The sequence below is a fragment of the Paraburkholderia sp. UCT70 genome, assembly GCF_050434085.1.
In the GTDB taxonomy this organism is placed as follows: Bacteria; Pseudomonadota; Gammaproteobacteria; order Burkholderiales; family Burkholderiaceae; genus Paraburkholderia; species Paraburkholderia tuberum.
On sequence record NZ_JBNPVZ010000002.1, the window covers coordinates 3,229,468 to 3,253,452 of the forward strand.

Here is a 23,985-nt window from a genome sequence, read left to right on the forward strand (position 1 = left end):
CTCAACGTTTCGAGCCCGTCACCAGTTGCAGCGGCGTCTCGATCACCTTCGACAACTCGCGTTGCTTGCGCTGCTCGGTCACCGCCTTCAACGCGAAGTCGATGCCGAACACGGTCTGGCGGCCGGCGAACTGGTTCATCGTCGCGAGCACGCGGCCGTCGGCGAGTAGCGGCCTGATCGCATCGATCGCGTCGTAGCCGGTGACATAGACGCCGCCGCCGCGACCAGCGTCGCGAATCGCGTCGACCGCGCCCATCGCCATGTTGTCGTTGCCGCATAACAGCGCGCGCAGCTGCGGGTGCTCGGCCAGCATTTTCGCGGCCACGTCGCGGGCCTTGCCGTACTCCCAGTCACCCGACTCGACCGCGACGACCTGCACGCTCGCGGCATCCATCGCATCGCGGCTGCCGGCCGTGCGCTGCTGCGCATTGCTGCTCACCGAAACGCCTTCGATGATGCCAACCTGATCGCCGGGCTTCAGCCGCGTGGCCAAATATTGGCCGACCTGCTTCGCGCCGTTGCGATTGTTCGGCCCGACGAACGGCACCGAGATGCCGGCGGCCGCTTGCGCCGCATCGTCGAGCGGGTTGTCGATCGTGATCGTGATGATGCCGGCCTTGATCGCGCGCGCGATCACCGGGATCAGCGCCTTCGAGTCTGTCGGCGCGATCACGATCGCGTTCACCTTCGCCCTGATCGCCTCGTCGACCATGCGGATCTGCGCGGCGGTGTCGGTCTGTTTGGCCGTGCCGCGAATCGTCAGGCTGAATTGCGACGAGAAGTGGTCCTGGTAATTGCGCGCAGCGTCGACCATCGCGACCGTGAACGGTTCAGACATCGATTTGAGTACGAGCGCGATCTTCGGCTTCGTGCCGGGCAGCACTTCGGCGCCGGCATCGTCCGCGAACAGCGCGATGCCAGTGAGACCGGTTGCGGCCAGCGCGCCCGCGAGCAGCACGCGGCGGCGCATGTTCTGCGTCATGGCTTGACTCCTTCGCGGAGGTGCCGGTTGCGGAGGTGCCGGTTGCGGAGGTGCCGATCGAACGACGCGACGCTGGCGGCAATTTCGTCGAAGAACGGCCGGCTGTCGATATCTTCGCTCAGACAACGCGTCTTCAAGGTGGCGAGTTGCGCGTCGAGTCCACCGGGTACGTCGCAACGCTCGAGCAGTTCTTCGAGCAGACAGCCGTACGCCCTCACTTCGAGCCGCTGCAACGCGATAGCGAGCTCGCGATCGCCGGCGTCAAAAAACGACGCCGCCCCGAAATCGCCGAGCAGCGCGCGCCCCGCGCCGCCGTGCAGGATATTGTGCGCGTACAGATCGCCGTGCATCACACCGCCCCGATGCAGATGACTCGCGACCTTCGCGATGCCGCTCGCGATACCGAGCACCGTCGCAAGGTCGAAGCGCGCGTCGTCGCGATAGATGTCGCGCGTACACGATGCGAGGCTCGGCGGGCCGGCGAGATTGGCGAAGCGCGTATCGATCAATCCCATCACGAGGCCATGCGTATCCGACGGATGCCCGATCACCTTGCCGAGCACGGGGATCAGGTTCACATGTTCGCCGCCGCGAATGCAAGCAGCCATCTCGCAGTCGGGCAAACCGTCGCTCGTCACCGCGCCCTTGAACAGCTTGACGGCGACCGCACGCGGCGCGGGCTCGTTGTCCGCGTGCAGCGCCGCGCGATAGATGACCCCCGATGCGCCCTCGCCCAACGGCCGTTCGAGCTGCAACGCATCCCAACGAATGCCGCTGATGGGTGTGTCGATGAGCGCCGCCTGTTCGAGCGCCGCGTTGAACGGATTGCCCGCATAGGCGAGCCACGCAAGCCGCGGCAGACGCAGCAACCAACTCGGCAATGCATCGAAACGATTCGCCGCGAGCCGCAGCAGTTCGAGCCGCGTGCATGCGGCCAACTCCTCGGGCAGCGCGCGCAGCCGGTTGCCGGCAAGCATCAGCTTCTGCAGTTGCGTGCAGCGGCCGAGCTCCGCGGGCAAGCGTTCGATGTCGTTGTCGGTCAGAATCAGCCAACGCAGCAGCGGCGGCAGCGCGCGCGCCGGCACCTCGCGGATGCGATTCGACTTGAAGCCGATCATGCTCAGTTGCGCGCATTCGCCGAGCACGCCGGGCAATTCGATGAACGGGTTGTTGGACGCGAACAGGATGCGCAGTTTGCGCAGACGCGGCAGATCGTCCGGCAGCGTCGTCAATGCGTTGTTCGACAGGTCGAGCACTTCGAGCGTATCGGCGAGATCGAAAATCTCGCGCGGAAATTCGCTCAGGCCGCACGCGAGTTTGAGTTCGCGCGCACCCGCCAGTCGCCCGGCCCGCAGTTGTTCTAGAGTCGTGGTCACAGTCGTGGGAAAGAAGATCGGGTAGCGCCCGCAGCGCGTCGTACCGAAGCTGTCGATTTTACTGAGTCAAAGGCCATCTGGGGTCCTCTGCGGTACAGTGACGTGATCGCCGCGATGGTCACGCTCGTCGCGGCCATGTCGAATGCGAATGAGACAGCAATATCTGGAGCGCGTTCAGGCGACGCAAGCGACACACTATTGGACATCGGCGCAGCCTTCATGCAGCTTTCCGCGTCCGGTCGAAGAAACGCCGCCGCCTCGCGAACCTTGCGCCTCCACCCTGTCAGGAGCCTGAGAAAGTGACGTACACATACAAGTTGATCGATTCGCCGGTCGGTCAGTTGAAGCTCGTGGCGAAAGGCGAATGCCTTGCCGCGATTCTGTGGGAGCACGACAAGCCGAACCGCGTGCGACTCGGCGAAATGAGCGAAGCGAACGAACTCGCGGTGCTCGTCGAAACCGAGCGGCAATTGCGCGAGTACTTCGCGGGCACGCGCCATGCCTTCGATCTGCCGCTCGACTTTCAGGGCACCGAGTTCCAGAAGCAGGTCTGGCGAGCGCTGCTGACCATCCCGTTCGGCCAGACCCGCAGCTACTCGGAGATCGCGCAGCAGATCGGCAAACTCAATGCGGTGCGCGCGGTGGGCGCGGCAAACGGCCGGAATCCGATTTCGATCGTCGCGCCGTGTCATCGCGTGATTGGCGCGTCGGGCGAGCTGACGGGATTCGCCGGCGGCCTCGCCAACAAGATGCTGCTGCTTTCGCTGGAGGCGGGGCAGACCTCGTTCGAAGCAGCGGCGGATGACTCGCATCGGCTGGCGCCGAAGGGATACGCGGCGCAACCGGTCAAGGACGATGCGCCCGCGAAACCGGCGCATCGTCAGCCGAGCCGCGGAACGCAGGGTTCGCTGTTCGGTAGCTAAAGCAGCGCACACCCGGCACGATGCGCCACCCACCGGCCGTAATCGCCGATGCTTCATCCGCGATCAGCACCATCGCCCGCGCATGCAACACCTATCCTTAAGATGCCCTTTGGAGTATCGAACAGGAGGATGACATGCGCATGCTTCTCAACATACAAATACCGAACGAACCGTTCAGCACACTCGTGCGCGAAGGCCGAATCGGCGACCTGATGAGAAAGATCCTCGAGGACATGAAACCAGAAGCCATCTATTTCACCGAGCAGCAGGGCAAACGCGGCGCGGTGGCGGTCGTCGAGGTCGCCGATGCATCGGCGATCCCCGCGCTTGCCGAACCGTGGTTCCTGACGCTCGACGCCGACTGCGAGCTGCGCATCGCGATGCTGCCCGAGGATCTGATGAAAGCCGGGCTCGACGCGCTCGGCGACAAGTGGAAGTAGCGCGGCCCTCAGGAATGCCCAGCCGATAGCTGCAGCAGCATCGAAGCCGCGGCCGTCGCCGCGACCTGGCAGCCGAGCACGATATGCTCCTCGGCCGTGTCCTCGATAAAGTCGTGACTCACGCCGCCGATGCTCGGCACGAACATCATGCACGCCGGCATGCAACGCGCGATCACCTGCGCGTCGTGCGCGGCGCCGCTCGGCATGCGCAGCCACTGGCCCGGCGCGAGTGCTTCGGCGGCTCGCGCGATGTGCTCCGCGAGCGTGGCGTCCATGCTGACGGGTTCGATCGGCTCGTCGAGCGTCTGCAATTCGACGCTCACCGCGTCGTGCGCGTTGAAATCGCGCACCAGTTCCGCGAGCGCGCGTTCCATGGCCTGAAGCCGTGCCGGGTTCGCATCGCGGAATTGCAGGTACATGTCGGCCGCGCCGGGCACGACGCTCATCGAGCCCGGATCGAGATCGATGCGGCCCACGGTCCAGACGGTATCCGCGTCCACCAGTTGCCCGAACGCGTCATTCATCCGCGCGATAAACGCGACGAGCGCCGCGCCCGCGTCGCGGCGGATCGCCATTGGCGTCGTGCCCGCGTGGTTGCGCTGACCCGTGAAGCGCAGCCGCGATTCGCGCAACCCGACGATCGTCGTGACGACGCCGATCGCTTTGCCGATCGCTTCGAGACGTCCGCCCTGCTCGATATGCGGCTCCAGATACGCGACCTGGCGCCCTGCCTCGAAACGCGCACGCGGCCGGCCCGCTAGTCCAGCGGCCTCGAGTACGTCGGCGAGGCGTTCGCCCTGCCGGTTCGTCGCGCCGCGAATCGAGTCGTCGACCGCCTCGCCGACGAAGCTGCGGCTGCCGAGCAGGCCCGAGAACGTGCCCTCCTCGTCGATCCACGACGCGACGTCGACGGCGAGGTGCCGCGTCGCGTCATGCTCCGCTAGCGCGCGGGCGATTTCGAGCCCGTACATCACGCCCATTGCGCCATCGAGCCAGCCGCCGGTCGGCTGCGTGTCGGTATGCGAGCCGATCACGAGCGCGGGACCGCTATTGCGCGAGCGTCCGAACACGGTGCCGACGCCGTCGATGCGCGCCTCGAGCCCTGCCTCAGTCATCCTGCCGACCAGCCATTCGCGCGCCGCCAGATCGACCGGCGACAGCGCGAGCCGGACCACGCCGGGACCGGTCGCGCCGAAACCGCGCAGCCGTTTGAGGTCGGTCATCAGCCGGTCAGGATCGATCTTCACCACGTTGTCATCTCCATGAATTGATTGCGGATGCCGCCGCGCGAAAATCACCCGGCGACATATCGTAGGCACGCTTGAACGCGCGATTGAAATCCGACGCGCTATTGAAGCCCCAGCCGTACGCGACCTCGATCACCGGCCTGCGCGGGTGGCGATGCAGTTCATCGGCCGCTTCGCGCAGGCGCCGGTTGCGGATATACGCGTGAAGCCCACCCTCCGGCTCGAACAATCGATACAGTGGGCCGCGACAGCTGCGACATGGCCAGCACGCTGTCGACCGTCAGATCAGATTGGCCGAGATTTGCGTCGATATAGCGGCGCGCTGCCGTGAACAGCGGGGTGCGGGCCACCGCCCGCGCACTGCCGGTCAAGCCTGTTTCCTTGCCGAACGCCGCCGCCATCAACAGCGCGCGGGTGTGGAGCGCTTCCTGAGCCGCGGACGCGTCCATCGTGGGCAACGTGCGGCACAGTTCGGACGGCCGAATCAAGAAAGCACCACGACCGCAGGCACTCTCACGAAGCGGACTAACCGTCCGCTTCCGCCATTCACCAACTCATTTCCAAAGCGTGCGGCCAAAGAACGTCAACGTACGATCCCACGCCTGTTGCGCCCAGACCGGGTCGTATTGCGTCCTCGCGATGCGGCCCGACCCGACCGCCGTTTCGTTCGCGAACGCGTGACGCGCCAGATAGCGATGAAACTCGACGTCGACTTTCGCGTCGGTGAGTTTCTTTTCGAGCGCGTCGACGGTGTCGGCGGCGAAGAACTCGTCCTGCAGACCCCAGTGGCCCATCACCGGAACCTTGATCTTCGACGCGTCGATATAGTCGAGCGGCGGGAAGCCATACCAGACGACCCCGGCCGCCACTTCAGGCACGTTGCACAGCGCGAGGAACGTCAGCGCGCCGCCCATGCAATAGCCGGTCACGCCAACCTTCGCCGCGTGCTGCTGCAGATACTGGACCGCGCCGCGCACGTCCTGCGTTGCGGCATCGCCGAAATCGAGGCCGCTCATCAAGTGGTGCGCCTCATCCTCTTCGACCGTCGACTTGCCGCGATACAGATCGGGCACCAGCGCGAAGTAGCCGGCTTTCGCGAGGCGATCGGCGACGCCGCGAATCTGGTCGTTCAAGCCCCACCATTCCTGGATCACGACGACCGCGGGCGCACCCGCGGTTTTTTCAGGCTTCGCGAGATAGCCCTGTAGCTGCTTGCCGTCGGGACGGTTGAACGTGATCATCGAACCTGCGTGTTGGGTCATCGGTCGTTCCTCGAGTAGACGAAAACGCTAGCATAGCGCCACTACCCCGTTTTCTGTTCAATCGGATTCGTGCCAACGCGCGAGCGTGATCCCGCGGAATCTGCGCGCTATGTGCTCTGGCAATCATCCTCGGATGCCAGAATCTTTAGGCCGACACATTGTGTCGGTTTTTTTACTCGTGACGCTTTTGCAATTCCGACTCGCGTGACATGTGATTTCGCGCACGCATTCAAGCGCTTTTATCCAATCGGTGAATGACTCGACTGAAAGCTTGACGTATTGCGATGCGCGCTAGAACCGCTCTATTACACCGAATTGGACGCCCCGCGACCGGCGCGCCCGGATAGGCAACGGGCAGCCCGGTCACGTTGACGCCGCGCAGCGTGAAGCGCGAGTCGTCGTGATTCGCGAGATAGGCGGCGCTGAAATACAGCAGCAGCGTCGGCGACATGCTGTATTCGAATGCCGCGCTGAACTGGTCCGCGCTGCCGCCAGGCGTCGTGTAGTCGCGCACGTGCGCATAGCCGAGCGAGGCACGCGCATTGGTCGAAAAACTGTACTGCGCCGACAGCGAGCCGCCCGCGCCGTGATAGACCGGTGTGCCGCCATCGCCGTTGAAAAAGGACAGCCACACGCGCAGCTTGCCGAAGGCGTAGTTCGCGCCGCCGAGGTTCGCGCGCAGCGCGCCGGCACCGTGCGTCTGCTGACGCGCGTACAGCAGATGCAGGTGGTCGAGCCGATACGACGCGGTCACGTAATACCCGTCGATGCCGTTGCCGTCGGCCTCGGACGGATCGCGCATCGCCATCATCAGCGTCGCACTGAAGCCGGCGATGCTCGGCGACAGATACGCAACCGCGTTGTTCGCATACGGCGTGATCTTCGACAGATTGTTGAGCCCCGAGGCGATCGTGCCGGCGCCGAACGCGTCGAGATCGCCCTTGAACGGGATATAGATCGGCGAATACTGACGGCCGACGCGCAGTTCGCCCCAGCTGCCGCTCGCGCCGATCCATGCCTGACGATTGAAGATCGAGCCGGGCACCTGCAAGCTGCCGTCGGTCGAGCTGAAGCCGTTTTCGAGCGTGAACACGATCGCGTTGCCGCCCCCGAGCGGCTCCGCGCCATGCAGCCCGACCCGAGAGCCGCGATACGCGCCGGAGTCCATGCGCGCGACCCAGCCCGAACCGGGGTCGGTGATTTCGACGCTCGTATCGATCACGCCATACAGCGAGACGAAGCCGGTGTTGATTCCTGAGGCGGCGCCGGTGCCGGTATCGATGTCGGTGACGGCGGCTGCGCCGTGCGCATAGAGCAGAAGCGCGCCACCTCCCCAAGCCGCTCTCACGCCGACGCTGATCGTCAAGGCTTCGCGGACTGTGTTCAGCAGGAAAGCCATGGCGTGACGCAGGATGAGTTCCTCCTCGAACACATCGATCGGATATACCGCGAGCGAACTTACCACGTTCGGGCGTACCCGTGCGGGCCGTCCAGTACGCTCGCGCACATCCCAACGATGCAAGCGCGCGCCAGCGTCCGCGACCGGAGGACGGCGATGCAGGAGTCGCCGCGGCCCGTGTGCGACGCCGTGCCCGGGGGCACCACCTTTTTTCCCGCGCCGTGTGGTTTTTCGTGCGACGAATGATTTTGACCAAGGGGAAACCCGTATAATCCTCAAGACGTCAGACAACTTGCGTACAATCGCCGGCAGCCTGACCGCGATCCGCCGTGCAGCGTCCACCCCGAACCGCCTTCTGCCCGATCCGTGAATTCCACCGCCCCCGCCAGTTCCGCCGCCGCCGCCCCCGCCCTGCCGTATCGCCACGCGCTTTACGCGATGCTCGGCATCGGCCTCGTCAACATGCTGGTCGCGCTCGACCAGACCGTCGTCAGCACCGCGCTGCCATCGATCGTCGCCGAGTTGCACGGCTTCGAATATTTTGCGTGGATCGCAAGCGCGTACCTGCTCGCCTCGGTCGTCACGGTGCCGGTGTTCGGGCGGCTCGGCGACTACTTCGGCCGCAAGCGCTTCGTGATCGCCGCGGTGATCACGTTCACGGTCGCGTCCGTGTTGTGCGGCCTCGCCAACAGCATGCTGTTTCTCGCGATCGCGCGCGGACTGCAAGGCGTTGGCGGCGGCATGATGGTCGGCACCGCGTTTGCGTCGATTCCCGATCTGTTCCCCGACCCGCGCACCCGCGTGCGCTGGCAGGTCGTGCTGGCCGCGGCCTATGGCATCGGTACGGCGGCCGGCCCGTCGCTCGGCGGCTGGATGAGCGAGCACCTCGGCTGGCGCTCGACGTTTCTCGTCAATCTGCCGGTTGGCGCGGCGGCGCTCTATTTCATCTGGATGCATCTGCCGAATTTCCGGCGGCCGCATGACGGCGAAGTAAAGATCGACTGGCTCGGCGCGGGGCTCGTCGCGTGCGTGCTCGGCGGCTTGCAGGCGTTTATCGAAGCGGTGCCGAAGCACGGCCTCACCGTGGGCAATCTCGTGCTCGGCGCGTGCGTGATCGCCGGCGCCATCGCACTCTTCACGTGCGAAAAGCGCGCCACGCATCCGATCGTTCCGCTCGATCTGTTCAAGGACGCGCAGCTCGTCACGCTATTCACGCTCGGCATGCTGTCCGGGTTCGTGATGTTCTCGCTGATCTTCTTCGCGCCTTTGCTGCTGCAAGGCGGCTTCGGTCTTTCGCCGCAGCAGGCCGGCCTGCTCGCGACGCCGATCGCCGCGTGCATCGCACTCGGCAGTGTGCTGAACACGCGCATCGTGATTCACATGAAGAAGCCCACCCGCATTCTGACGATCGGTTTCGGGCTGCTGATGTTCGCGTCGATCGCGCTCGCGTTCGCCAATCCGGACACGCCGCACTGGCGCATCGTGCTGCCGATGGGCGCGGTCGGCATCGGCCTCGGCTTCATCCTGAACAACCTGAACGTGTTCGGCCAGGAGATCGCCGGACGCGAGCGCTTCGGCATCACGACCGCGCTATTGCAATCGACGCGCATGGTCGGCGGCATGCTCGGCACCAGCATCGTCGCGACTGTCGTGCAGCATCACTATCGCAATGTCGTCACCCGCACGATGAGCGTGCTCGGAGAGCCGGCCGCATCGCAATGGCGGCCGCGTTTCGTCGATCTGCGCATCCTGATCGACGACGCGTCGCGCACACAACTGATTGCGGATATGAAGAAGTCGGGACTCGATACGCTCACGCTGATCGATAGCGCACGCGACGCGCTCGTGCAGTCGATTCATATCGGTGTGTGGCTGACGGCGGTGGCATCGCTCGCGGCCGCGCTGCTGGTGCAGCGGATTTCGCATGTGGTGTTTCGCAAGAGCTGACAAGTGGCGCGATGATGGCCGCCGATATCCGCGGTGCGGCTATCTCGCGCCGTGCAATGCAAAAGGAAACAAAAAAGCCTGGTGAACCGCATCTTTCGTGCAGCCCGCCAGGCTTTTTGATTGAGTTAAATCGTCCTTAACGCACGAGACACGGCCGCTTGTTGTCGAACTTCCAGTTCGGAATCAGATATTGCATGGCAATGCCGTCGTCGCGCGCGCCGAGGCCGTGCTGCTGATACATCGCGTGCGCCTTCTCGAGCGCATCCATATCGAGTTCGATGCCGAGCCCCGGCTTCCGCGGCACCTTGACCTTACCGCCGACGATCTGCAGCGGATCTTGCGTCAGGAAGTGACCATCCTGCCAGATCCAGTGCGTATCGATCGCGGTGATCTTGCCCGGCGCCGCGGCCGCGACGTGCGTGAACATCGCGAGCGAAATGTCGAAGTGGTTGTTCGAATGCGAACCCCACGTGAGGCCCCAGTCGTTGCACATCTGCGCGACGCGCACCGAGCCCTGCATGGTCCAGAAATGCGGATCGGCGAGCGGAATATCGACCGATTGCAGCTGGATGGCGTGACCCATCTGACGCCAGTCGGTCGCGATCATGTTGGTCGCCGTCGGCAGGCCGGTTGCGCGACGGAACTCGGCCATCACTTCGCGGCCCGAATAGCCGTTCTCCGCGCCGCATGGATCTTCCGCGTAGGCGAGAACATCGTGCTTGTCACGGCACAGGCGCACCGCTTCCGCGAGCGACCATGCGCCGTTCGGGTCGAGCGTCACGCGCGCTTCGGGGAAGCGCTCGGCGAGTGCCGTGACCGCTTCGATCTCGGCGTCGCCTGGCAGCACGCCGCCCTTCAGCTTGAAGTCGTTGAAGCCATAGCGCGCCTTCGCGGCCTCGGCAAGACGCACGACCGTCTCCGGCGTCATCGCTTCCTCGGTCCGCACGCGCTCCCAGTCGTCACGCGCGCCGGCGTTGTTCGCGTACGGCAGATCGGTCTTGTTGCGATCGCCGATATAGAACAGGTAGCCGAGCATTTCCACTTCGTCGCGCTGCTGGCCTTCGCCGAGCAGTGCCGCGACCGGCACGCCGAGATGCTGCCCGAGCAGGTCGAGCAGCGCGGCTTCGAGCGCGGTCACCGCGTGAATCGTCGTGCGCAGGTCGAAGGTCTGCAGGCCACGCCCCCCAGCGTCGCGATCGGCGAACTGCGTGCGCACCTTGTTCAGGATCGCCTGCAGATTGCCGATCGACTGACCGACCACGAACGGCCGCGCGTCGTCGATCGTCTTGCGGATGTTCTCGCCGCCCGGCACTTCGCCCACGCCGGTATGGCCCGCGCTGTCGCGCAGAATCACGATGTTGCGCGTGAAGAACGGACCATGCGCGCCGCTCAGATTCATCAGCATGCTGTCGCGACCGGCGACGGGCACGACGCGCAGTTCGGTGACGACCGGCGTGGCGTTCGATTCGGTAGGTTTGGTGGACATGGGAAAAGCACCTGTGTGATGAAGTAGGCCGGCCGGCGGAAGCCGCCGCGCGCTGCGTGCGTGTTCGACCGGACCGGATGAGAACTCGAATACAGAAAAATTGACGGCCGCATGCGAGCCGTCAGTGTAGTCAATGCGCGTTGCCGCGCAACGAATCGGGCAACGGGTCGCGATTGCCGGGCTTGTTGCGCGTCAGGAAGCCGGCCGCCGCCGCGAGCAGCGACGCGACGCCGAGACCGTACAGCCCGCCCGCGATCGAGCCCGTGTGCTGCTGCAGATAGCCGAAGGTGGCCGGCGCGAAGAAGCCGCCGAGGTTGCCGAGCGAATTGATCAGCGCGAGCACGCCGGCGGCGACGCGCGCATCGAGGTAGCCCTGCGGAATCGGCCAGAACAGCGACGACGCCGCCTTGAAGCCGATCGCCGAGAAGCAGATCGCGATGAACGAGAACACCGGGTTGCCCGACGTCGACGCGAACAGACCGACCGCCGCGATGACGAGCGCGACCGCGAGCCAGCCCTGCTGATGACGCCATTTCGCCGATACGACCGCGAAGCCGTACATCGCGACCATCGAGATCAGCCACGGAATCGCGTTGAACATGCCGACCTCGAAGTCGGAAAGGCCGCCCATCTTGCGGATGATGGTCGGCAGCCAGAAAGTGGCCGCGTAGATGGTCAGCTGGATCGCGAAGTACAGGAAGCAGAACAGCGCGATTTGCGGGTCCTTCAGCAGCTTCACTGTCGGCAGATGCGCGCCGCCTTGCGCTTCGCGCTCGCCCTGTTCGGCCGCGATCGATTGTTCGAGCACACGCTGTTCTTCGGCCGTGAGCCAGTGCGCGTCGCGGATGTGCGATTTCAACAGCAACCAGCTGACGACGCACAGCGCGATCGAGAACGCGCCTTCGATCAGGAACATCCACTGCCAGCCTTGCAGGCCGAGGCCACGAATCGACAGCAGCGAGCCGGTGATGGGACCGGACAGCACCGACGCGAGCGCCGAGCCCGACAGAAAGATCGCCATCGCCTTGCCGCGTTCCTTTTGCGGCAGCCACTGCGTGAAGTAAAAGACGACGCCGGGAAAGAAGCCCGCCTCGGCGACGCCGAGCAGGAACCGCAGCACGTAAAACGACGTGTCGTTCCAGACGAACGCCATTGCGCCCGCCACCAGCCCCCACGTGCCCATGATGCGCGTGAGCCAGGCGCGCGCGCCGAACTTCTGCATCAGCACGTTCGACGGCACTTCGAACAGCGCGTAGCCGATGAAGAACAGCCCGCTGCCGAGCCCGTAGGCGGCCGCGCCGATGCCGAGATCGGCCTTCATGTGCGCGTTGACGAAGCCGATGTTCACGCGGTCGATATAGTTCGCGATGAACATGATCAGGAAAAGCGGCAACACGTTGCGCTTCACCTTCGCGACCGCCGATTCCAGCGGGTCGAGCGCGGTGGTCAGAACTGATGTCAAGTTGTGTCTCCCTGTCGGCCACGAGGCCTGGTGGAACGCAGTGCGGCGCACCCGGTGGGTGCAAGACCCTGCTCTACGCCTGTTATGTTGTCTGACGACAGTCTACCGCGTTACTTTTGTCAAGTCCAGTAGGGTGTTTACCCTGTGGTTCCAGAGAGACCGCCTTGAAATAACGGCAGATTCAAAGATTCAGGGCCCTGTTGACCAACCCGGAATTCGCTCGAACTAAGACGTCTGATGTCTCCAATTGACAGACTGTCGTCAGCAGCCCATGCGTTTGCGCAAATGTCCGCCTCATCCCCCGCCCCCACCGCGCATCCGCACGCAAAAAATAGCCCGCGCCGATGCCGCCGAACGCGGCAGAATCGAGTACAGTCCTGTGCGATACTTTGCAGGATCAGTCAACCAGCCACAAAAATGAGCAGCCTAACTGAAAAGGTGGTGGCCACCCTTTCCGATGAGATTCGCCGCGGGGCACTGAGGCCAGGCGACCGCATCCCCACCGAAGTCGCGATGATGAAGCAGCTGTCCGTGAGCCGCTCCGTGATCCGCGAGGCGATCTCGCGTCTGCAGGCAGCGAGGATCGTCGAGACGCGCCATGGCATTGGCACGTTCGTGCTCGCGCCCGCCGCCGAAAAGCCGATGCAGCTTCCCACCGCCGATCTCACCAGCATGCTCGACGTGATGGCGATCATCGAGTTCCGGATCGACGTCGAAGCGGCCGCGGCCGCGCTCGCGGCATCGCGGCGCACCGAGCAGAACCTGAAGCAGATCCGCACTGCGCTCGATCGATTCGAGTCGGAGCTCGAGCGCGGCAGCACCGACACGCTCGCACACGACATCGAGTTCCATTTGCAGATCGCGCGCGCGAGCGGCAACCGCTATTTCTTCGACGTGCTGAGCCAGCTCGGCCGCTCGGTCAGCCCGCGCACCCGACTCGGTTCGGCCGAGATCGCGGAGCTAGACCATATCGAGGTGTTGCGCAGCGTGCTCGGCGAGCATCTGATGATCTATCGCGCGATCGAGCGTCAGGATGCCGACGACGCGCGCGCCGCGATGCGCATGCATCTGAGCAACAGCCGCGAGCGACTGCGCCGCGCGCATGACCTGACGAAGGCTGGCGTGTGATCACATGCGGGGCTGAGCGGCCGCTCCGCAATACGACACGCCGCCGGCAATGCCCTCACTGCCCCACGTCGAGATCCATTAACGCCGAGCTCAGCGATTTGCCATGCGCGTCGAGCGCGAGCGAACGCGTAACGCCGCCGCCGAGCGCGTCGCCGAGCACGAAGTTGAATGCGGCAATGCACGGCAACTCATGGCGCACCACCTCGCCGCGCACCACATCGCGCAGATGCGTCTTGACGCGCTCTGGCGTCAGCACATCGCGCAACCGCTCGTAATGCAGCGCGTCGTAGCAGATCACCGAGATATTGAGCGTATTGCCCTTGTCGCCGGTGCGCGAGTGGGCCAGTTCCCGTAGTTTCATCTCAAGCCTCCATCAGCGAGAAAGCCGGCGCCGCATGCTCGCGCGGCAGCAGCACCGATTGCACCGCGACCACCTCGCGCGCCGCCTTCGTCACGCCGCCGCCGCCCGCCGGTCCGTTCGTGTACAGCGTCTCGACCTCGTTGCCGATGCGCAGCGCCTGCGCGAGCGACGCCGTGCGTCCCGCCACCCTGGCGCGCACTTCGTACGGCTCGCCATGACCGGCCGCCACCGCGTCACCATGCAGTGCGTTCACGCCGATCAGATCGAAGCGCAACTCGCGCGTCTGCACGCCGGTCAGCGCGAGACGCTCGCGCACGATATCGAGCGCGAGCCGCGCCCGCGCGAGCGCGCCGGGTCCGCCGTACGAAATCTGCCCCTCGCCGATATAGCCGTCGAAATACGCAACCGACACTTTCAACGTCGCGGTGCGCTCCGTGCCGCCACCGCCGGCGACGCGCACACGGTCCACGGCTTCCTGCTCGACGCGCACCTGCGAGAAATCGGCGACCACGTCGGGCTGCAGATAACGACGCGGATCGTGGATCTCGTAGAGCAACTGCTCCTTGCAGGTCGCCTCGGTCACGAGCCCGCCACTTTGCGCGAGCTTCGTGACCACCACTGAACCGTCCCGCGCAACTTCGGCGATCGGAAAGCCGAGCCGCGCGAGATTCGGCACGTCCTTGAAACCGGGGTCCGCGAAATAGCCGCCGGTAATCTGCCCCGCGCATTCGAGCAGATGGCCGATTACTGTCGCCTGGCCGAGCATCGGCCAGTCGTCCATGCGCCAGCCGAATTCGTGGATCAGCGGCGCGACGAACAGCGACGGATCGGCGACGCGCCCGGTCAGCACGATCTGCGCGCTGGCCGAGAGCGCCTCGACGATGCCGCTCGCGCCGAGGTACGCATTGGCCGATATCAGCCGGTCCGCGTACGCGGCCACCGCCTCGCCCGATTCGACGAAATGGAAGTCGCCCGCGCGCACGACGTCGAGCACGTCGTCGCCGGTGACTGCGGCAATCCTCAGGCCGCCGAGACCCAACTCGCGCGCGATCTGCGCGGTCCGGCGCGCTGCCGCGAGCGGATTGGCCGCGCCCATGTTCGACACGATACGCACGCCGTTGCGCGCCGCGACGGGCAGCACCGCGCGCATGCGCGCTTCGAGCAGCGGGTCGTAGCCGAGCTCCGGGTCCTTGCTGCGCGCCTGCTGCGCGATCGCGATCGTGCGTTCGGCGAGGCATTCGAACACGAGATAGTCGAGCTGGCCGTGTTCCGCGAGTTCGAGCGCGGGTTCGATGCGGTCGCCCGAATAGCCCGCGCCCGCGCCGATGCGCACGACGCGTCGAGGTTCAGTGGCTGTCATGGTGCTCCCGTTCCTTCAGTGAAGCTCACAGTGGAAAGATCCCGAGCACGACGCACGCGATCGTCATCACGACCGACGCGCCGAACAGCAGGGGAAACGTGAATCGTTGATGATCGGCCAGATCGATACCGCACAGCCCGACCACGAGGAACGTCGCGGGCGTGAGCGGACTGACCGGAAAACCGGTGGTCATCTGTCCAAGCAACGCGGCCTGACCGACGTGCACCGCGGGCACGCCGAGCTGGCCGGCCACTTCCGCGATCACCGGCAGTACACCGAAATAAAACGAATCGGGATCGAACAGCATGCTGAGCGGCATCGACAGCAGGCCGAGCACAATCGGAATATGACTCGCCATCGCCGGCGGCACGAAGCCGACGGCCGCCTGCGCCATCGCCTTCAGCATGCCGCTGCCCTGCATCACACCGGTGAACACGCCGGCCGCGAGCAGGATGCCGGCCATCATCAGCGCGGCGCGCGCATGCGCGTCGATCCGTTTGCGCTGCATGTCCACATTCGGATAGTTGACCATCAATGCGATGCACAGGCCCACCATGAACATGATCGCCGGCGGAATCTTCTCGCCCATCACGACCATCGTGCCGAGCACGACGAGCGTCAGCACGATGTTGAACCAGAAGTTTTGCGGGCGGCGCAGCGCCTGTTGTTCCGGCGTCAGTTCGCATTGGGGCATCGGCACGGAACCGCTCGCGGCGGTGAGACCGAGGCGCTTTTCCTCGCGCCGCCCGAGCCAGTACGCCATCGAGAACACAAATACGAGGCCGATCGCCTGCACCGGAATCAGCGGATTGAACAACGCCGAGATCGGCAGATGCAGCGACGCGGACGCGCGAATCATCGGCCCCGTCCATGGCAGGAAATTGATGCCGGCCGCCATCGATACCGCCGCGGCGAGCACGCGCCGGTCCATCTTCAGGCGGTCGTAGAGCGGCAGCATCGCCGGAATGGTGACGAGGAAGCAGACGGCGCCGGAGCCGTCGAGGTGGATCAGCAGCGCGAGCAGCGTGGTGCCCATCACGATGCGCGTGGGCCGTGTGCCGACCGCGCGCAGGATGCGCTCGATGATCGGGTCGAGCGTACCGGCGTCGGTGATCGTGCCGAAGTACAGGATCGCGAAGACGAACATGCAGACGACGGGCGCGAGGCTCTTGAGGCCATCGACGACGAACTTGCTCGTCTGCAAGCCGAAGCCGCCGAGCAGCGAGGCCGCGAGCGGCACGATGATCAGCGCGACGAGCGGCGACATGCGTTTGGACAGGATCGCGCCGAGCAGCACGACGATGGTAGCCAGCCCCAGCAATGGCAGCATGAGCTTGTCTCCGGGTTGTTTTTTAGTGTGATCGAGCGTAAGTTCGGGACAGCAATAAAGCAATTGAAATGAATTGATTGCAGCAATCACAAATCATCATGGATCTGAATCTCCGGGACATCCGCGCGTTTATCGCGGTCGCGCAAACGGGCAGCTTCACGCGTGCGGCCGCGCGGCTGCATCTGTCACAGCCGGCATTGACGGTGCAGATTCGCCGGCTCGAGGAAACGGTCGGCCTGCGCCTGTTCGATCGCAACAGCCGCAACGTCGCCCTGACGCCGACCGGCCGCGAGCTGCTGCCCGTGCTGCAGAAATCGCTGCACGACATGGAGCACGTGCTGCTCGATGCGCGCGCGCTCGGCGAAGGCGGGAGCGGCACGGTGCGCATCGCGTGTCTGCCGACCTTCGCGGCGAGCGCGCTGCCCGAGCTCGTGCACGCGCTGAGAAAAGCCGTGCCGCGCGTCGGCTTCGAGGTGCGCGATGTCGTCGCGAGCATGGTCAACACGTTGGTGCGCAATGAGGAAGCCGATATCGGACTGACTGGCGGCGAGTTGAACGACAGCGGGCTCGAGGTACTGCATGCGGGCATCGACCGGCTCGTCGCCGTGCTGCCGAAGCAGCACGCGCTCGCGCGGCGGCGCCGGCCTGTCACGCTCGCCGATCTCGCCAGCGAGCCGCTCGTGCTGACCGCGCAGGGCACGAGCGTGCGGGCGGTCGTCGACAGCGCGTTCGCCGACGCGCAGTGTGAGCCGCGCATCGCCTGCGAGCCGACCTACATGATGAGCGCGGTCGCGATGGCGCGCGCCGGGCTCGGCATCACGATCCTGCCGGCGTCGGCGCGCGAGGTGCGCGCGGAGCCCGAGCTAGTCGCGCGACCGATCGACGAAGCCGCGTTCACGCGGCGCATCGCGCTGATCAAAAAGCGCGGCCGAACCTTGCCGCCGGTGACCGAGACCTTCGTCGCGATGCTGATCGAACGGCTCGACGCGTCATAGGTCCGCACAGCGTCGTTTTGCGCGTCGCGCGCAGCCCTAATTTTCACGATACGAAACGATGCCGCGCGTCGTAAAAAATCATGTTGCGTGGCACAAAGCGGCCATTTCACGATGCCCGGCGGCGTTGCACATCGCAAAACGGATCTCGCAAGCCTTTGTTTTTACATGCATATTTTTAATATAAAGACCGATTCGACGCCCAATTGCCCGCCGATTCGCTGACGTAGACTCTTTCACAAGAGCACGCGCTTCACGCAGTCGGATTCGAGGGGCCTCACGACACGGCCACCCAAATCCCGCAGATTGCGAAGAAGCCGTCACGAATCGCGGCTTTTTTTATTGGAACTGGGAGACTAAAAATGAAAGGCTTTCGCTTTGGTTCGACGCAGGGAGCGTTCTACATTCTGCCGGGTCAGGACGGCTGGGAAGCCACCTACGGCAACGAAACGCTCGGAGAATTCTCGAGCGCGCAACAGGCCGCCGACGACCTCGCGCGCGGTCTGAGCTGCGAGCATCTGTCGGAGCTCGACACGTCGACGCTCGAGATTCCGGAGAAGCTCGCCGATTGGGAAATCGTTCACGTATAAGGATGGGTATGACCGACGGCGACGTAGCAGTGACAGTAGAAACGACAATGGCGCCCGAAGGCGCCATTGTCGTATTTGCGGTCCTGCTTGCGGCTTTGTCCGCGGTTGTGCTGCGTGCTTACCGCGCGGCTTTCGGGGCCAGCGCAGGTGCGGCCGCGGCGCTTACCGCATCAGTCGCCCGCGCGAGCTCAAGCCACCGAATCGACGATTGCGTTCAGCGTCGCGCTCGGGCGCATCGCCTTGCTAGTCAGCTCGACGTTCGGACGGTAGTAGCCGCCGATATCCACCGGCTTGCCCTGGGCCGCGCCGAGTTCGGCGACGATCTTCGCCTCGTTGTCGGCCATCGCCTTCGCGACGCCCGCGAACTGCGCCTGCAGCGCGGCATCGTCGGTTTGCGCGGCCAGTGCTTCGGCCCAGTACATCGCGAGGTAGAAGTGGCTGCCGCGATTGTCGATACCGCCGACCTTGCGCGCCGGCGACTTGTCGTTGTCGAGGAACTTGCCAGTCGCCTGATCGAGCGTCTTCGCAAGAATCTGCGCCTTCGGGTTGTGATACGCGGTGCCCAGATGCTCGAGCGATGCCGCCAGCGCGAGGAATTCACCGAGCGAATCCCAGCGCAGGAAGCCTTCCTCGACCAGCTGCTGCACGTGCTTCGGCGCCGAACCGCCCGCGCCGGTTTCGAACATGCCCCCACCGGCCATCAGCGGAACGATCGACAGCATCTTCGCGCTGGTGCCCAGTTCCATGATCGGGAACAGGTCGGTCAGGTAGTCGCGCAGCACGTTGCCGGTGACCGAGATCGTGTCCTTGCCGGCGCGGATGCGCTCGACCGAGAACTTCGTCGCTTCGACCGGCGTCATCACGCGGATGTCCAGACCGTTCGTGTCGTGATCCTTCAGGTACTGCTCGACCTTCTTGATGATCTGCGCATCGTGCGCGCGCGCCGCGTCGAGCCAGAATACGGCCGGCGTGTTGGAAGCGCGGGCGCGGTTCACCGCGAGTTTGACCCAGTCGCGGACCGGCGCGTCCTTGGTCTGGCACATACGGAAGATGTCGCCCTGTTCCACCGGCTGCTCGAGCAGCACCGCGCCGGCTTCGTCGGTGACGCGGACCACGCCGTTCGCCAGGATCTGGAACGTCTTGTCGTGTGAACCGTATTCTTCGGCGGCTTGTGCCATCAGCCCGACGTTCGGCACCGTGCCCATCGTGACCGGGTCGAACGCACCGTGCTTCTTGCAGTCTTCGATCACCGCCTGGTACACACCGGCGTAGCAACGGTCCGGAATCACCGCCTTCGCGTCGTGCAGCGCGCCATCGGCGCCCCACATCTTGCCCGACTCGCGGATCATCGCCGGCATCGATGCGTCGACGATCACGTCGCTCGGCACGTGCAGGCTCGTGATGCCCTTGTCCGAGTTGACCATCGCGAGCGGCGGACGCTGTTTGTACTGCGCCTTGATGTCGGCTTCGATCGCCGCGGCCGTTTCAGCCGGCAGATCCTTCAGACGCGCGTACAGGTCGCCGATACCGTTGTTCGGGTTGAAGCCGACCTTGGCCAGTGCTTCCGCATGCTTCGCGAGCACGTCCTTGTAGAACACCGACACCACGTGACCGAAGATGATCGGGTCCGAGACCTTCATCATCGTGGCCTTCAGGTGCACCGAGAACAGCACGCCGTTCGCCTTCGCCTCGGCGATCTGCGCTTCGATGAAGCTGCGCAGCGCGTTCTTGCCCAGCACCGACGCGTCGATGATTTCGCCTGCCTGCAGCGGCGTCTTCGCCTTCAGGACCGTGATCGTGCCGTCGGCGGCGGCCAGTTCGATCTTCACGCTACCGGCCTGCGCGACCAGCGCCGACTTCTCGCTGCCGTAGAAATCGCCATCGCTCATGTGCGAGACGTGCGACTTCGAGTCCGCGCTCCATGCGCCCATCTTGTGCGGATGCTTGCGCGCGTAGTTCTTCACCGACAACGGCGCGCGGCGGTCCGAATTGCCTTCGCGCAGCACCGGGTTCACCGCGCTGCCCTTGATCTTGTCGTAGCGGGCCTTGACGTCCTTCTCGGCGTCGGTCGTCGCGACGTCCGGGTACGACGGCAGCTTATAGCCCTGGTCGCGCAGTTCGGCGATCGCGGCCTTCAACTGCGGCACCGACGCGCTGATGTTCGGCAGCTTGATGATGTTCGCTTCCGGGCTCATGGTGAGTCCACCGAGCTCCGCCAGATCGTCGGAAGCCTTCTGCTCCGCGCTCAGGTAGTCCGGAAATGCGGCCATGATCCGGCCGGCGAGCGAGATGTCGCGCGTTTCGACGAGCACGTCGGACGAACGCGTGAACGCCTTGACGATCGGCAGCAGCGAGTACGTCGCCAGTGCGGGCGCTTCGTCGGTCAGGGTGTAGATGATCTTCGGCGGTGTGGACATGATTAATGCTTTGCTAGGAAGTGATAGACAGAGCGTTGGCAGTCGAAGCCAGCGCAAATCGTGGCGCGACGGCTGACGGCGTCAGTTCGGCACGACGCAACCCCGCGACCTTCGTTTTGCGATACGACCGAGAGTATATGCGCGTTTTCCACTAAATGTGACTAAACAAACAGGTCGCGAGACCCTACCTAAACGAGTCGATCCATGACTGGCAAGGGTTTGCGGCCGATTACCCCGGTCTTAAGACAGATATCTTATAGATGACTTGCGGAATATTATTTTTGGACGAGTGCGAATTGGTCGCATTGACGAGCCGCAAATGCCGCCACCGAGCCGTGACTGCTGCCCTCCACTTGCCGACGATTGGGCGCTTCGAAGATGCGCTTGCGCCGCCGCCGGCTCCTCACGCCCGCGCTTCGCGCGTCACAACGCCCTGCGCCGGCGTCGTCGACGGGCGGCGCACGAGCGTCCATAGCAGGCTCGCGCCGATCAGATCGCCAAAGCCGAGCGCGACGAAAAACGGCGTATAGCCGACGCGGTTCACGAACCAGCCCATCGTCATCGTGAACGCGAAATTGCCGAGCCCCGCCACGAGCGCGGCGAGTCCCGTCACCGTGCCGACTTCGCCGCGCGGGAACAGGTCGACCGACATCGAGATCACGGTGATCGACAGCGTCTGATGCGCGAAGCCGCCGAGGCACAACAGGAACACCGCCATCGCCGGATCGTGGACGAAGCCGACGCCGGCCATGCCGATCATCAGGAACGCGGCCATCGTGAACGCGATGCGCTTGCCGTTGACGATCGGCACGTCGAAGCGGCGCTTCAACCACGCCGACAGCGGACCGCCGACCATGCAGCCGAGGTCGGCCGCGACGAACGGCAGCCACGCGGTGAGCGCGATCGCCTTCAGATCGAAGCCGCGCGCCTGGTACAGGTAGAGCGGCATCCAGTAGACCAGCGTGCCCCACACCGGATCGGCGCAGAAACGCGGCAGCGCGATGCCCCAGAAATTGCGCTGCTTCAGGATGTCGAACACCCTCGGCGCGGAGTCTTTCGCGGCGCGCAAACCGGATTCCTGCGTCGCGCCGATATAGTCCGCCTCCTCGCGCGACAGCGCCGGATGACGGTCCGGATGCCGATAAAGCAGCAACCACAGCACGGCCCACGCGAGCCCCAGCCCGCCGACGATCATGAACGCAACGTTCCAGTTGTAGTGCAGGATCGACCACGCGATCAGCGGCGGCGCGAGCATCGCGCCGGTCGAGGTGCCGAGGTTGAACACGCCGGCGGCCGTGCCGCGCTCGTGCGACGGAAACCAGTGCGCGGCCGCGCGCATGCCGCCGGGAATGAACGCCGCTTCCACCAGCCCGAGCATGCCGCGCAGCACGAACAGCCCGATCCAGCCCGACGCGAAACCATGCGCGATGCAGATCAGCGACCACGCGACGCCGCACAGCAGAAAGCCCGTTCGCAAACCCACGCGATCCATCAGATAGCCGGTCAGCGGCGCGCCGACCGGATACATGACGAGAAACGCGCCCGTGATCCAGCCGTATTCGTGCGTCGAAATGTTCAGATGATGCAGCACCGTCGGCGCCGCGACGCTCAGCGAACTGCGCGCGAGATAGTTGGTGATCGTGCCGAGGGTGAGCAGCCCGATCATCCACCAGCGCAGGCCTTTTACCTTGATACTCATGTGTCCCCATGTGTCTGCGTTGATCGCGCCGGGTCAGGCGAATAGCGCGCGACGTTTCGCCTTTACGCGTTTTGCGATACCCGATACTATTAAAAACTCACTGGAAAACGCTATCCTACCGATGAAGAAGGGTGCCACCATTCGCGACGTCGCGGCCGCCTCCGGCGTGTCGGTCGCAACCGTATCGAAGTACGTGAATGGGACCCAGCGCTTTACCTCCGCCGTTGAGGCGCGTCTCAAGAAGGCGATCGAGCAGCTCGGCTACCGTTCGAATCCGCTCGCGCGTTCGATGATCACCGGGCGCACACACGCTATCGGTCTCGCGATTCTCGACATCCGCAATCCGCATTTCACCAACATCGTGAAGGGCGCCAATCGCGTCGCGCTTCAGCACGACTACACGCTGCTGCTCGTCGATACCGAAGAGAGCCAGGAACGCGAAAAGACGCTGATCGAATCGCTCGCGCAACGCGTCGACGGCATGATCGTCAGCTCGCGCATGCCCGACGATTCGGTGCAATGGCTGCTCGATCTCGGCAAGCCGGTCGTGCTGTTTGGGCGCAGTTCGCGCTTTCAGATTTCGAGCGTCGGCACCGACAGCAATCTCGCCGGCTATATGCTCGCGAACCATCTGATCAAGCTCGGTCACAAGCGCATCGCGTATCTCGGCTTTGGCCGTTCACGCTGGAACGACGAACGGATTCGCGGCATTCGTAATTGTCTCGACGAATACGGGCTGTCGCTGCACGTTCACGACGCACAAAGCCCGTCGGCGGCGGCCGGCGAGCGCGCCTGCTCGGGCCTGATGCTCGGCCCGAAACGACCGGACGCCGTGATCTGCTACAACGATCTGATCGCGCTCGGCTTCATCAAGGAAGCGCGCGAGCTGGGCTTCTCGTTGCCGCGCGACGTTTCCATCGCTGGATTCGACAACGTGCCGTATGGCGAGTACGCGTCGCCGGCGCTGACCTCGGTAGACTTTCAGAGCGAGAAGATGGGTGAGCTCGCGATGATGAAGCTGATCGACGAACTGCACGGTAAGGGCGAAGAAAGCGCGGGATATTCGATGCTTGATCCGCATCTGGTGGTGCGGGAGTCGACGGTTAGGCGGGAGTTGGGAGAGGCAGCGGACGACGCCGCGGGTGGTGATGGGCGGGTGCCGAAGAGTGTGACTCGGATGCCGGCGGCGGAGTGATGGGGTCGCTCGCCGCGGGCTGGTTTAGTTCGTATCGTCTTTCCCGTCATTCCAGAATCGTTTGAAGTCGGGCGGGCGCGTCCTCGACTACCTCGGCCGGAGCGCGCTCGACTTTGCGTGCGCCGCGGGCCTCGAGGTCCAGAGTGCGCACCATATTCACCAGAGCCACCCCCTGAGTCTCTGTTCCCGAACCCGAGAGCGGTACCGCGAACCCAGCGTATCGAGCGAACTCCCCCCTGCGTGATCGGCGCACCGAGCGCGACCCCAAGAGCATTGAATGCGGCAGGCGACAAAACCAGCGCGGGACTGAAATCGCCTTGCTGCTCCTTGCCAGGCGCCGGGATGAGGCAACCAGCCCGCCGCCGCAACGACGCACCAGTCGCCCACAA

20 protein-coding genes and 2 pseudogenes are annotated in these 23,985 nt (G+C 64.6%); 7 read left to right on the forward strand and 15 right to left on the reverse strand.

The genetic code is table 11. The features are described from left to right. Position 1: 1 nt before the first annotated feature. Together OKW41_RS17220 and OKW41_RS17225 are read right to left on the reverse strand one after the other, a co-directional pair. On the reverse strand, positions 2-982 hold the full coding sequence (locus OKW41_RS17220; protein WP_429573266.1) for a substrate-binding domain-containing protein: 981 nt from the start codon (positions 980-982) through the stop codon (positions 2-4). Further along, complete coding sequence (locus OKW41_RS17225; RefSeq protein WP_429573267.1) at positions 979-2,358, reverse strand: leucine-rich repeat-containing protein kinase family protein; 1,380 nt, start codon at positions 2,356-2,358, stop codon at positions 979-981. Before OKW41_RS17225 ends, OKW41_RS17220 begins: the two co-directional genes overlap by 4 nt. A 299-nt stretch (positions 2,359-2,657) precedes the next feature. Here OKW41_RS17225 and OKW41_RS17230 point away from each other — a divergent pair, with 299 nt between their 5' ends. Next, entirely contained in the window at positions 2,658-3,281 is a 624-nt protein-coding gene (locus OKW41_RS17230) for a methylated-DNA--[protein]-cysteine S-methyltransferase (protein WP_429573268.1), read from the forward strand. 134 nt (positions 3,282-3,415) lie between these two features. Then, complete coding sequence (locus tag OKW41_RS17235) at positions 3,416-3,721, forward strand: panthothenate synthetase (protein WP_090807469.1); 306 nt, start codon at positions 3,416-3,418, stop codon at positions 3,719-3,721. A gap of 8 nt (positions 3,722-3,729) precedes the next feature. Here the strand turns inward: OKW41_RS17235 and OKW41_RS17240 are convergent, their stop codons facing one another. From OKW41_RS17240 to OKW41_RS17260, 5 genes and pseudogenes are all read right to left on the reverse strand, one after another. Further along, positions 3,730-4,971, reverse strand: a complete 1,242-nt coding sequence (locus OKW41_RS17240; RefSeq protein WP_429573269.1) for a Zn-dependent hydrolase — start codon at positions 4,969-4,971, stop codon at positions 3,730-3,732. Between the two features lie 4 nt (positions 4,972-4,975). Further along, positions 4,976-5,197, reverse strand: coding sequence for a helix-turn-helix transcriptional regulator (locus tag OKW41_RS17245; protein WP_429444270.1), 222 nt, complete (start codon positions 5,195-5,197; stop codon positions 4,976-4,978). Further along, positions 5,130-5,456, reverse strand: a complete 327-nt coding sequence (locus OKW41_RS17250) for a hypothetical protein (protein WP_429573448.1) — start codon at positions 5,454-5,456, stop codon at positions 5,130-5,132. Before OKW41_RS17250 ends, OKW41_RS17245 begins: the two co-directional genes overlap by 68 nt. A 66-nt stretch (positions 5,457-5,522) precedes the next feature. After that, entirely contained in the window at positions 5,523-6,230 is a 708-nt protein-coding gene (locus tag OKW41_RS17255; protein WP_429573270.1) for a dienelactone hydrolase family protein, read from the reverse strand. 291 nt (positions 6,231-6,521) lie between these two features. Next, positions 6,522-7,695 (reverse strand): annotated as a pseudogene (locus tag OKW41_RS17260) (porin). 372 nt (positions 7,696-8,067) lie between these two features. Between OKW41_RS17260 and OKW41_RS17265 the strand changes: the two are divergent. Continuing rightward, positions 8,068-9,576 (forward strand): MFS transporter, encoded by a 1,509-nt coding sequence (locus OKW41_RS17265; RefSeq protein WP_429573431.1) that lies wholly within the window; start codon positions 8,068-8,070, stop codon positions 9,574-9,576. 136 nt (positions 9,577-9,712) lie between these two features. Here the strand turns inward: OKW41_RS17265 and gudD are convergent, their stop codons facing one another. Further along, a complete protein-coding gene (gene gudD, locus OKW41_RS17270; RefSeq protein ID WP_429573271.1) occupies positions 9,713-11,062 on the reverse strand; it encodes a glucarate dehydratase in 1,350 nt (449 codons plus the stop codon). Between the two features lie 130 nt (positions 11,063-11,192). Continuing rightward, on the reverse strand, positions 11,193-12,524 hold the full coding sequence (locus OKW41_RS17275) for an MFS transporter (RefSeq protein ID WP_429573272.1): 1,332 nt from the start codon (positions 12,522-12,524) through the stop codon (positions 11,193-11,195). A gap of 417 nt (positions 12,525-12,941) precedes the next feature. Here OKW41_RS17275 and OKW41_RS17280 point away from each other — a divergent pair, with 417 nt between their 5' ends. Beyond that, the gene (locus OKW41_RS17280; RefSeq protein WP_429444275.1) at positions 12,942-13,652 is read left to right on the forward strand and encodes a FadR/GntR family transcriptional regulator; all 711 of its coding nucleotides are present in this window, start codon (positions 12,942-12,944) and stop codon (positions 13,650-13,652) included. Positions 13,653-13,707: 55 nt separating this feature from the next. On the opposite strand, the gene OKW41_RS17285 is transcribed toward OKW41_RS17280, so the two are convergent. Genes OKW41_RS17285 through OKW41_RS17295 form a run of 3 tightly spaced genes read right to left on the reverse strand, consistent with a single transcriptional unit; the run spans position 13,708 to position 16,703 of the window. Then, positions 13,708-14,013, reverse strand: a complete 306-nt coding sequence (locus tag OKW41_RS17285; protein WP_429444276.1) for an AtuA-related protein — start codon at positions 14,011-14,013, stop codon at positions 13,708-13,710. A gap of 1 nt (position 14,014) precedes the next feature. Further along, a complete protein-coding gene (locus tag OKW41_RS17290; protein ID WP_429573273.1) occupies positions 14,015-15,373 on the reverse strand; it encodes an acyclic terpene utilization AtuA family protein in 1,359 nt (452 codons plus the stop codon). Between the two features lie 25 nt (positions 15,374-15,398). After that, positions 15,399-16,703, reverse strand: a complete 1,305-nt coding sequence (locus tag OKW41_RS17295) for a CitMHS family transporter (RefSeq protein ID WP_429573274.1) — start codon at positions 16,701-16,703, stop codon at positions 15,399-15,401. 98 nt (positions 16,704-16,801) lie between these two features. Between OKW41_RS17295 and OKW41_RS17300 the strand changes: the two genes are divergently transcribed. Both OKW41_RS17300 and OKW41_RS17305 read left to right on the forward strand, forming a co-directional pair. Continuing rightward, complete coding sequence (locus OKW41_RS17300; protein WP_429573275.1) at positions 16,802-17,698, forward strand: LysR family transcriptional regulator; 897 nt, start codon at positions 16,802-16,804, stop codon at positions 17,696-17,698. Between the two features lie 359 nt (positions 17,699-18,057). After that, the gene (locus OKW41_RS17305) at positions 18,058-18,285 is read left to right on the forward strand and encodes a hypothetical protein (RefSeq protein ID WP_187634427.1); all 228 of its coding nucleotides are present in this window, start codon (positions 18,058-18,060) and stop codon (positions 18,283-18,285) included. 188 nt (positions 18,286-18,473) lie between these two features. On the opposite strand, the gene OKW41_RS17310 is transcribed toward OKW41_RS17305, so the two are convergent. Together OKW41_RS17310 and OKW41_RS17315 are read right to left on the reverse strand one after the other, a co-directional pair. Continuing rightward, entirely contained in the window at positions 18,474-20,702 is a 2,229-nt protein-coding gene (locus OKW41_RS17310) for an NADP-dependent isocitrate dehydrogenase (RefSeq protein ID WP_429573276.1), read from the reverse strand. Between the two features lie 403 nt (positions 20,703-21,105). After that, on the reverse strand, positions 21,106-22,401 hold the full coding sequence (locus OKW41_RS17315; protein ID WP_429573277.1) for an MFS transporter: 1,296 nt from the start codon (positions 22,399-22,401) through the stop codon (positions 21,106-21,108). A gap of 121 nt (positions 22,402-22,522) precedes the next feature. On the opposite strand from OKW41_RS17315, the gene OKW41_RS17320 reads away from it, so the two are divergent. Beyond that, positions 22,523-23,596 (forward strand): LacI family DNA-binding transcriptional regulator, encoded by a 1,074-nt coding sequence (locus OKW41_RS17320; RefSeq protein WP_429444280.1) that lies wholly within the window; start codon positions 22,523-22,525, stop codon positions 23,594-23,596. A 46-nt stretch (positions 23,597-23,642) separates the two neighbouring features. Here OKW41_RS17320 and OKW41_RS17325 read toward each other — a convergent pair. Next, positions 23,643-23,985 (reverse strand): annotated as a pseudogene (locus OKW41_RS17325) (type II toxin-antitoxin system ChpB family toxin).

Excerpts from the sequence above, each read along its gene's own strand:
- OKW41_RS17220 (WP_429573266.1), bottom strand. The coding sequence starts at position 982 with ATGACGCAGAACATGCGCCGCCGCGTGCTGCTCGCGGGCGCGCTGGCC.
- OKW41_RS17235 (WP_090807469.1), top strand. The coding sequence starts at position 3,416 with ATGCGCATGCTTCTCAACATACAAATACCGAACGAACCGTTCAGCACA.
- OKW41_RS17255 (WP_429573270.1), bottom strand. The coding sequence starts at position 6,230 with ATGACCCAACACGCAGGTTCGATGATCACGTTCAACCGTCCCGACGGC.
- OKW41_RS17265 (WP_429573431.1), top strand. The coding sequence starts at position 8,068 with ATGCTCGGCATCGGCCTCGTCAACATGCTGGTCGCGCTCGACCAGACC.
- gudD (WP_429573271.1), bottom strand. The coding sequence starts at position 11,062 with ATGTCCACCAAACCTACCGAATCGAACGCCACGCCGGTCGTCACCGAA.
- OKW41_RS17280 (WP_429444275.1), top strand. The coding sequence starts at position 12,942 with ATGAGCAGCCTAACTGAAAAGGTGGTGGCCACCCTTTCCGATGAGATT.
- OKW41_RS17285 (WP_429444276.1), bottom strand. The coding sequence starts at position 14,013 with ATGAAACTACGGGAACTGGCCCACTCGCGCACCGGCGACAAGGGCAAT.
- OKW41_RS17290 (WP_429573273.1), bottom strand. The coding sequence starts at position 15,373 with ATGACAGCCACTGAACCTCGACGCGTCGTGCGCATCGGCGCGGGCGCG.
- OKW41_RS17295 (WP_429573274.1), bottom strand. The coding sequence starts at position 16,703 with ATGCTGCCATTGCTGGGGCTGGCTACCATCGTCGTGCTGCTCGGCGCG.
- OKW41_RS17300 (WP_429573275.1), top strand. The coding sequence starts at position 16,802 with ATGGATCTGAATCTCCGGGACATCCGCGCGTTTATCGCGGTCGCGCAA.
- OKW41_RS17305 (WP_187634427.1), top strand. The coding sequence starts at position 18,058 with ATGAAAGGCTTTCGCTTTGGTTCGACGCAGGGAGCGTTCTACATTCTG.
- OKW41_RS17310 (WP_429573276.1), bottom strand. The coding sequence starts at position 20,702 with ATGTCCACACCGCCGAAGATCATCTACACCCTGACCGACGAAGCGCCC.
- OKW41_RS17315 (WP_429573277.1), bottom strand. The coding sequence starts at position 22,401 with ATGAGTATCAAGGTAAAAGGCCTGCGCTGGTGGATGATCGGGCTGCTC.
- OKW41_RS17320 (WP_429444280.1), top strand. The coding sequence starts at position 22,523 with ATGAAGAAGGGTGCCACCATTCGCGACGTCGCGGCCGCCTCCGGCGTG.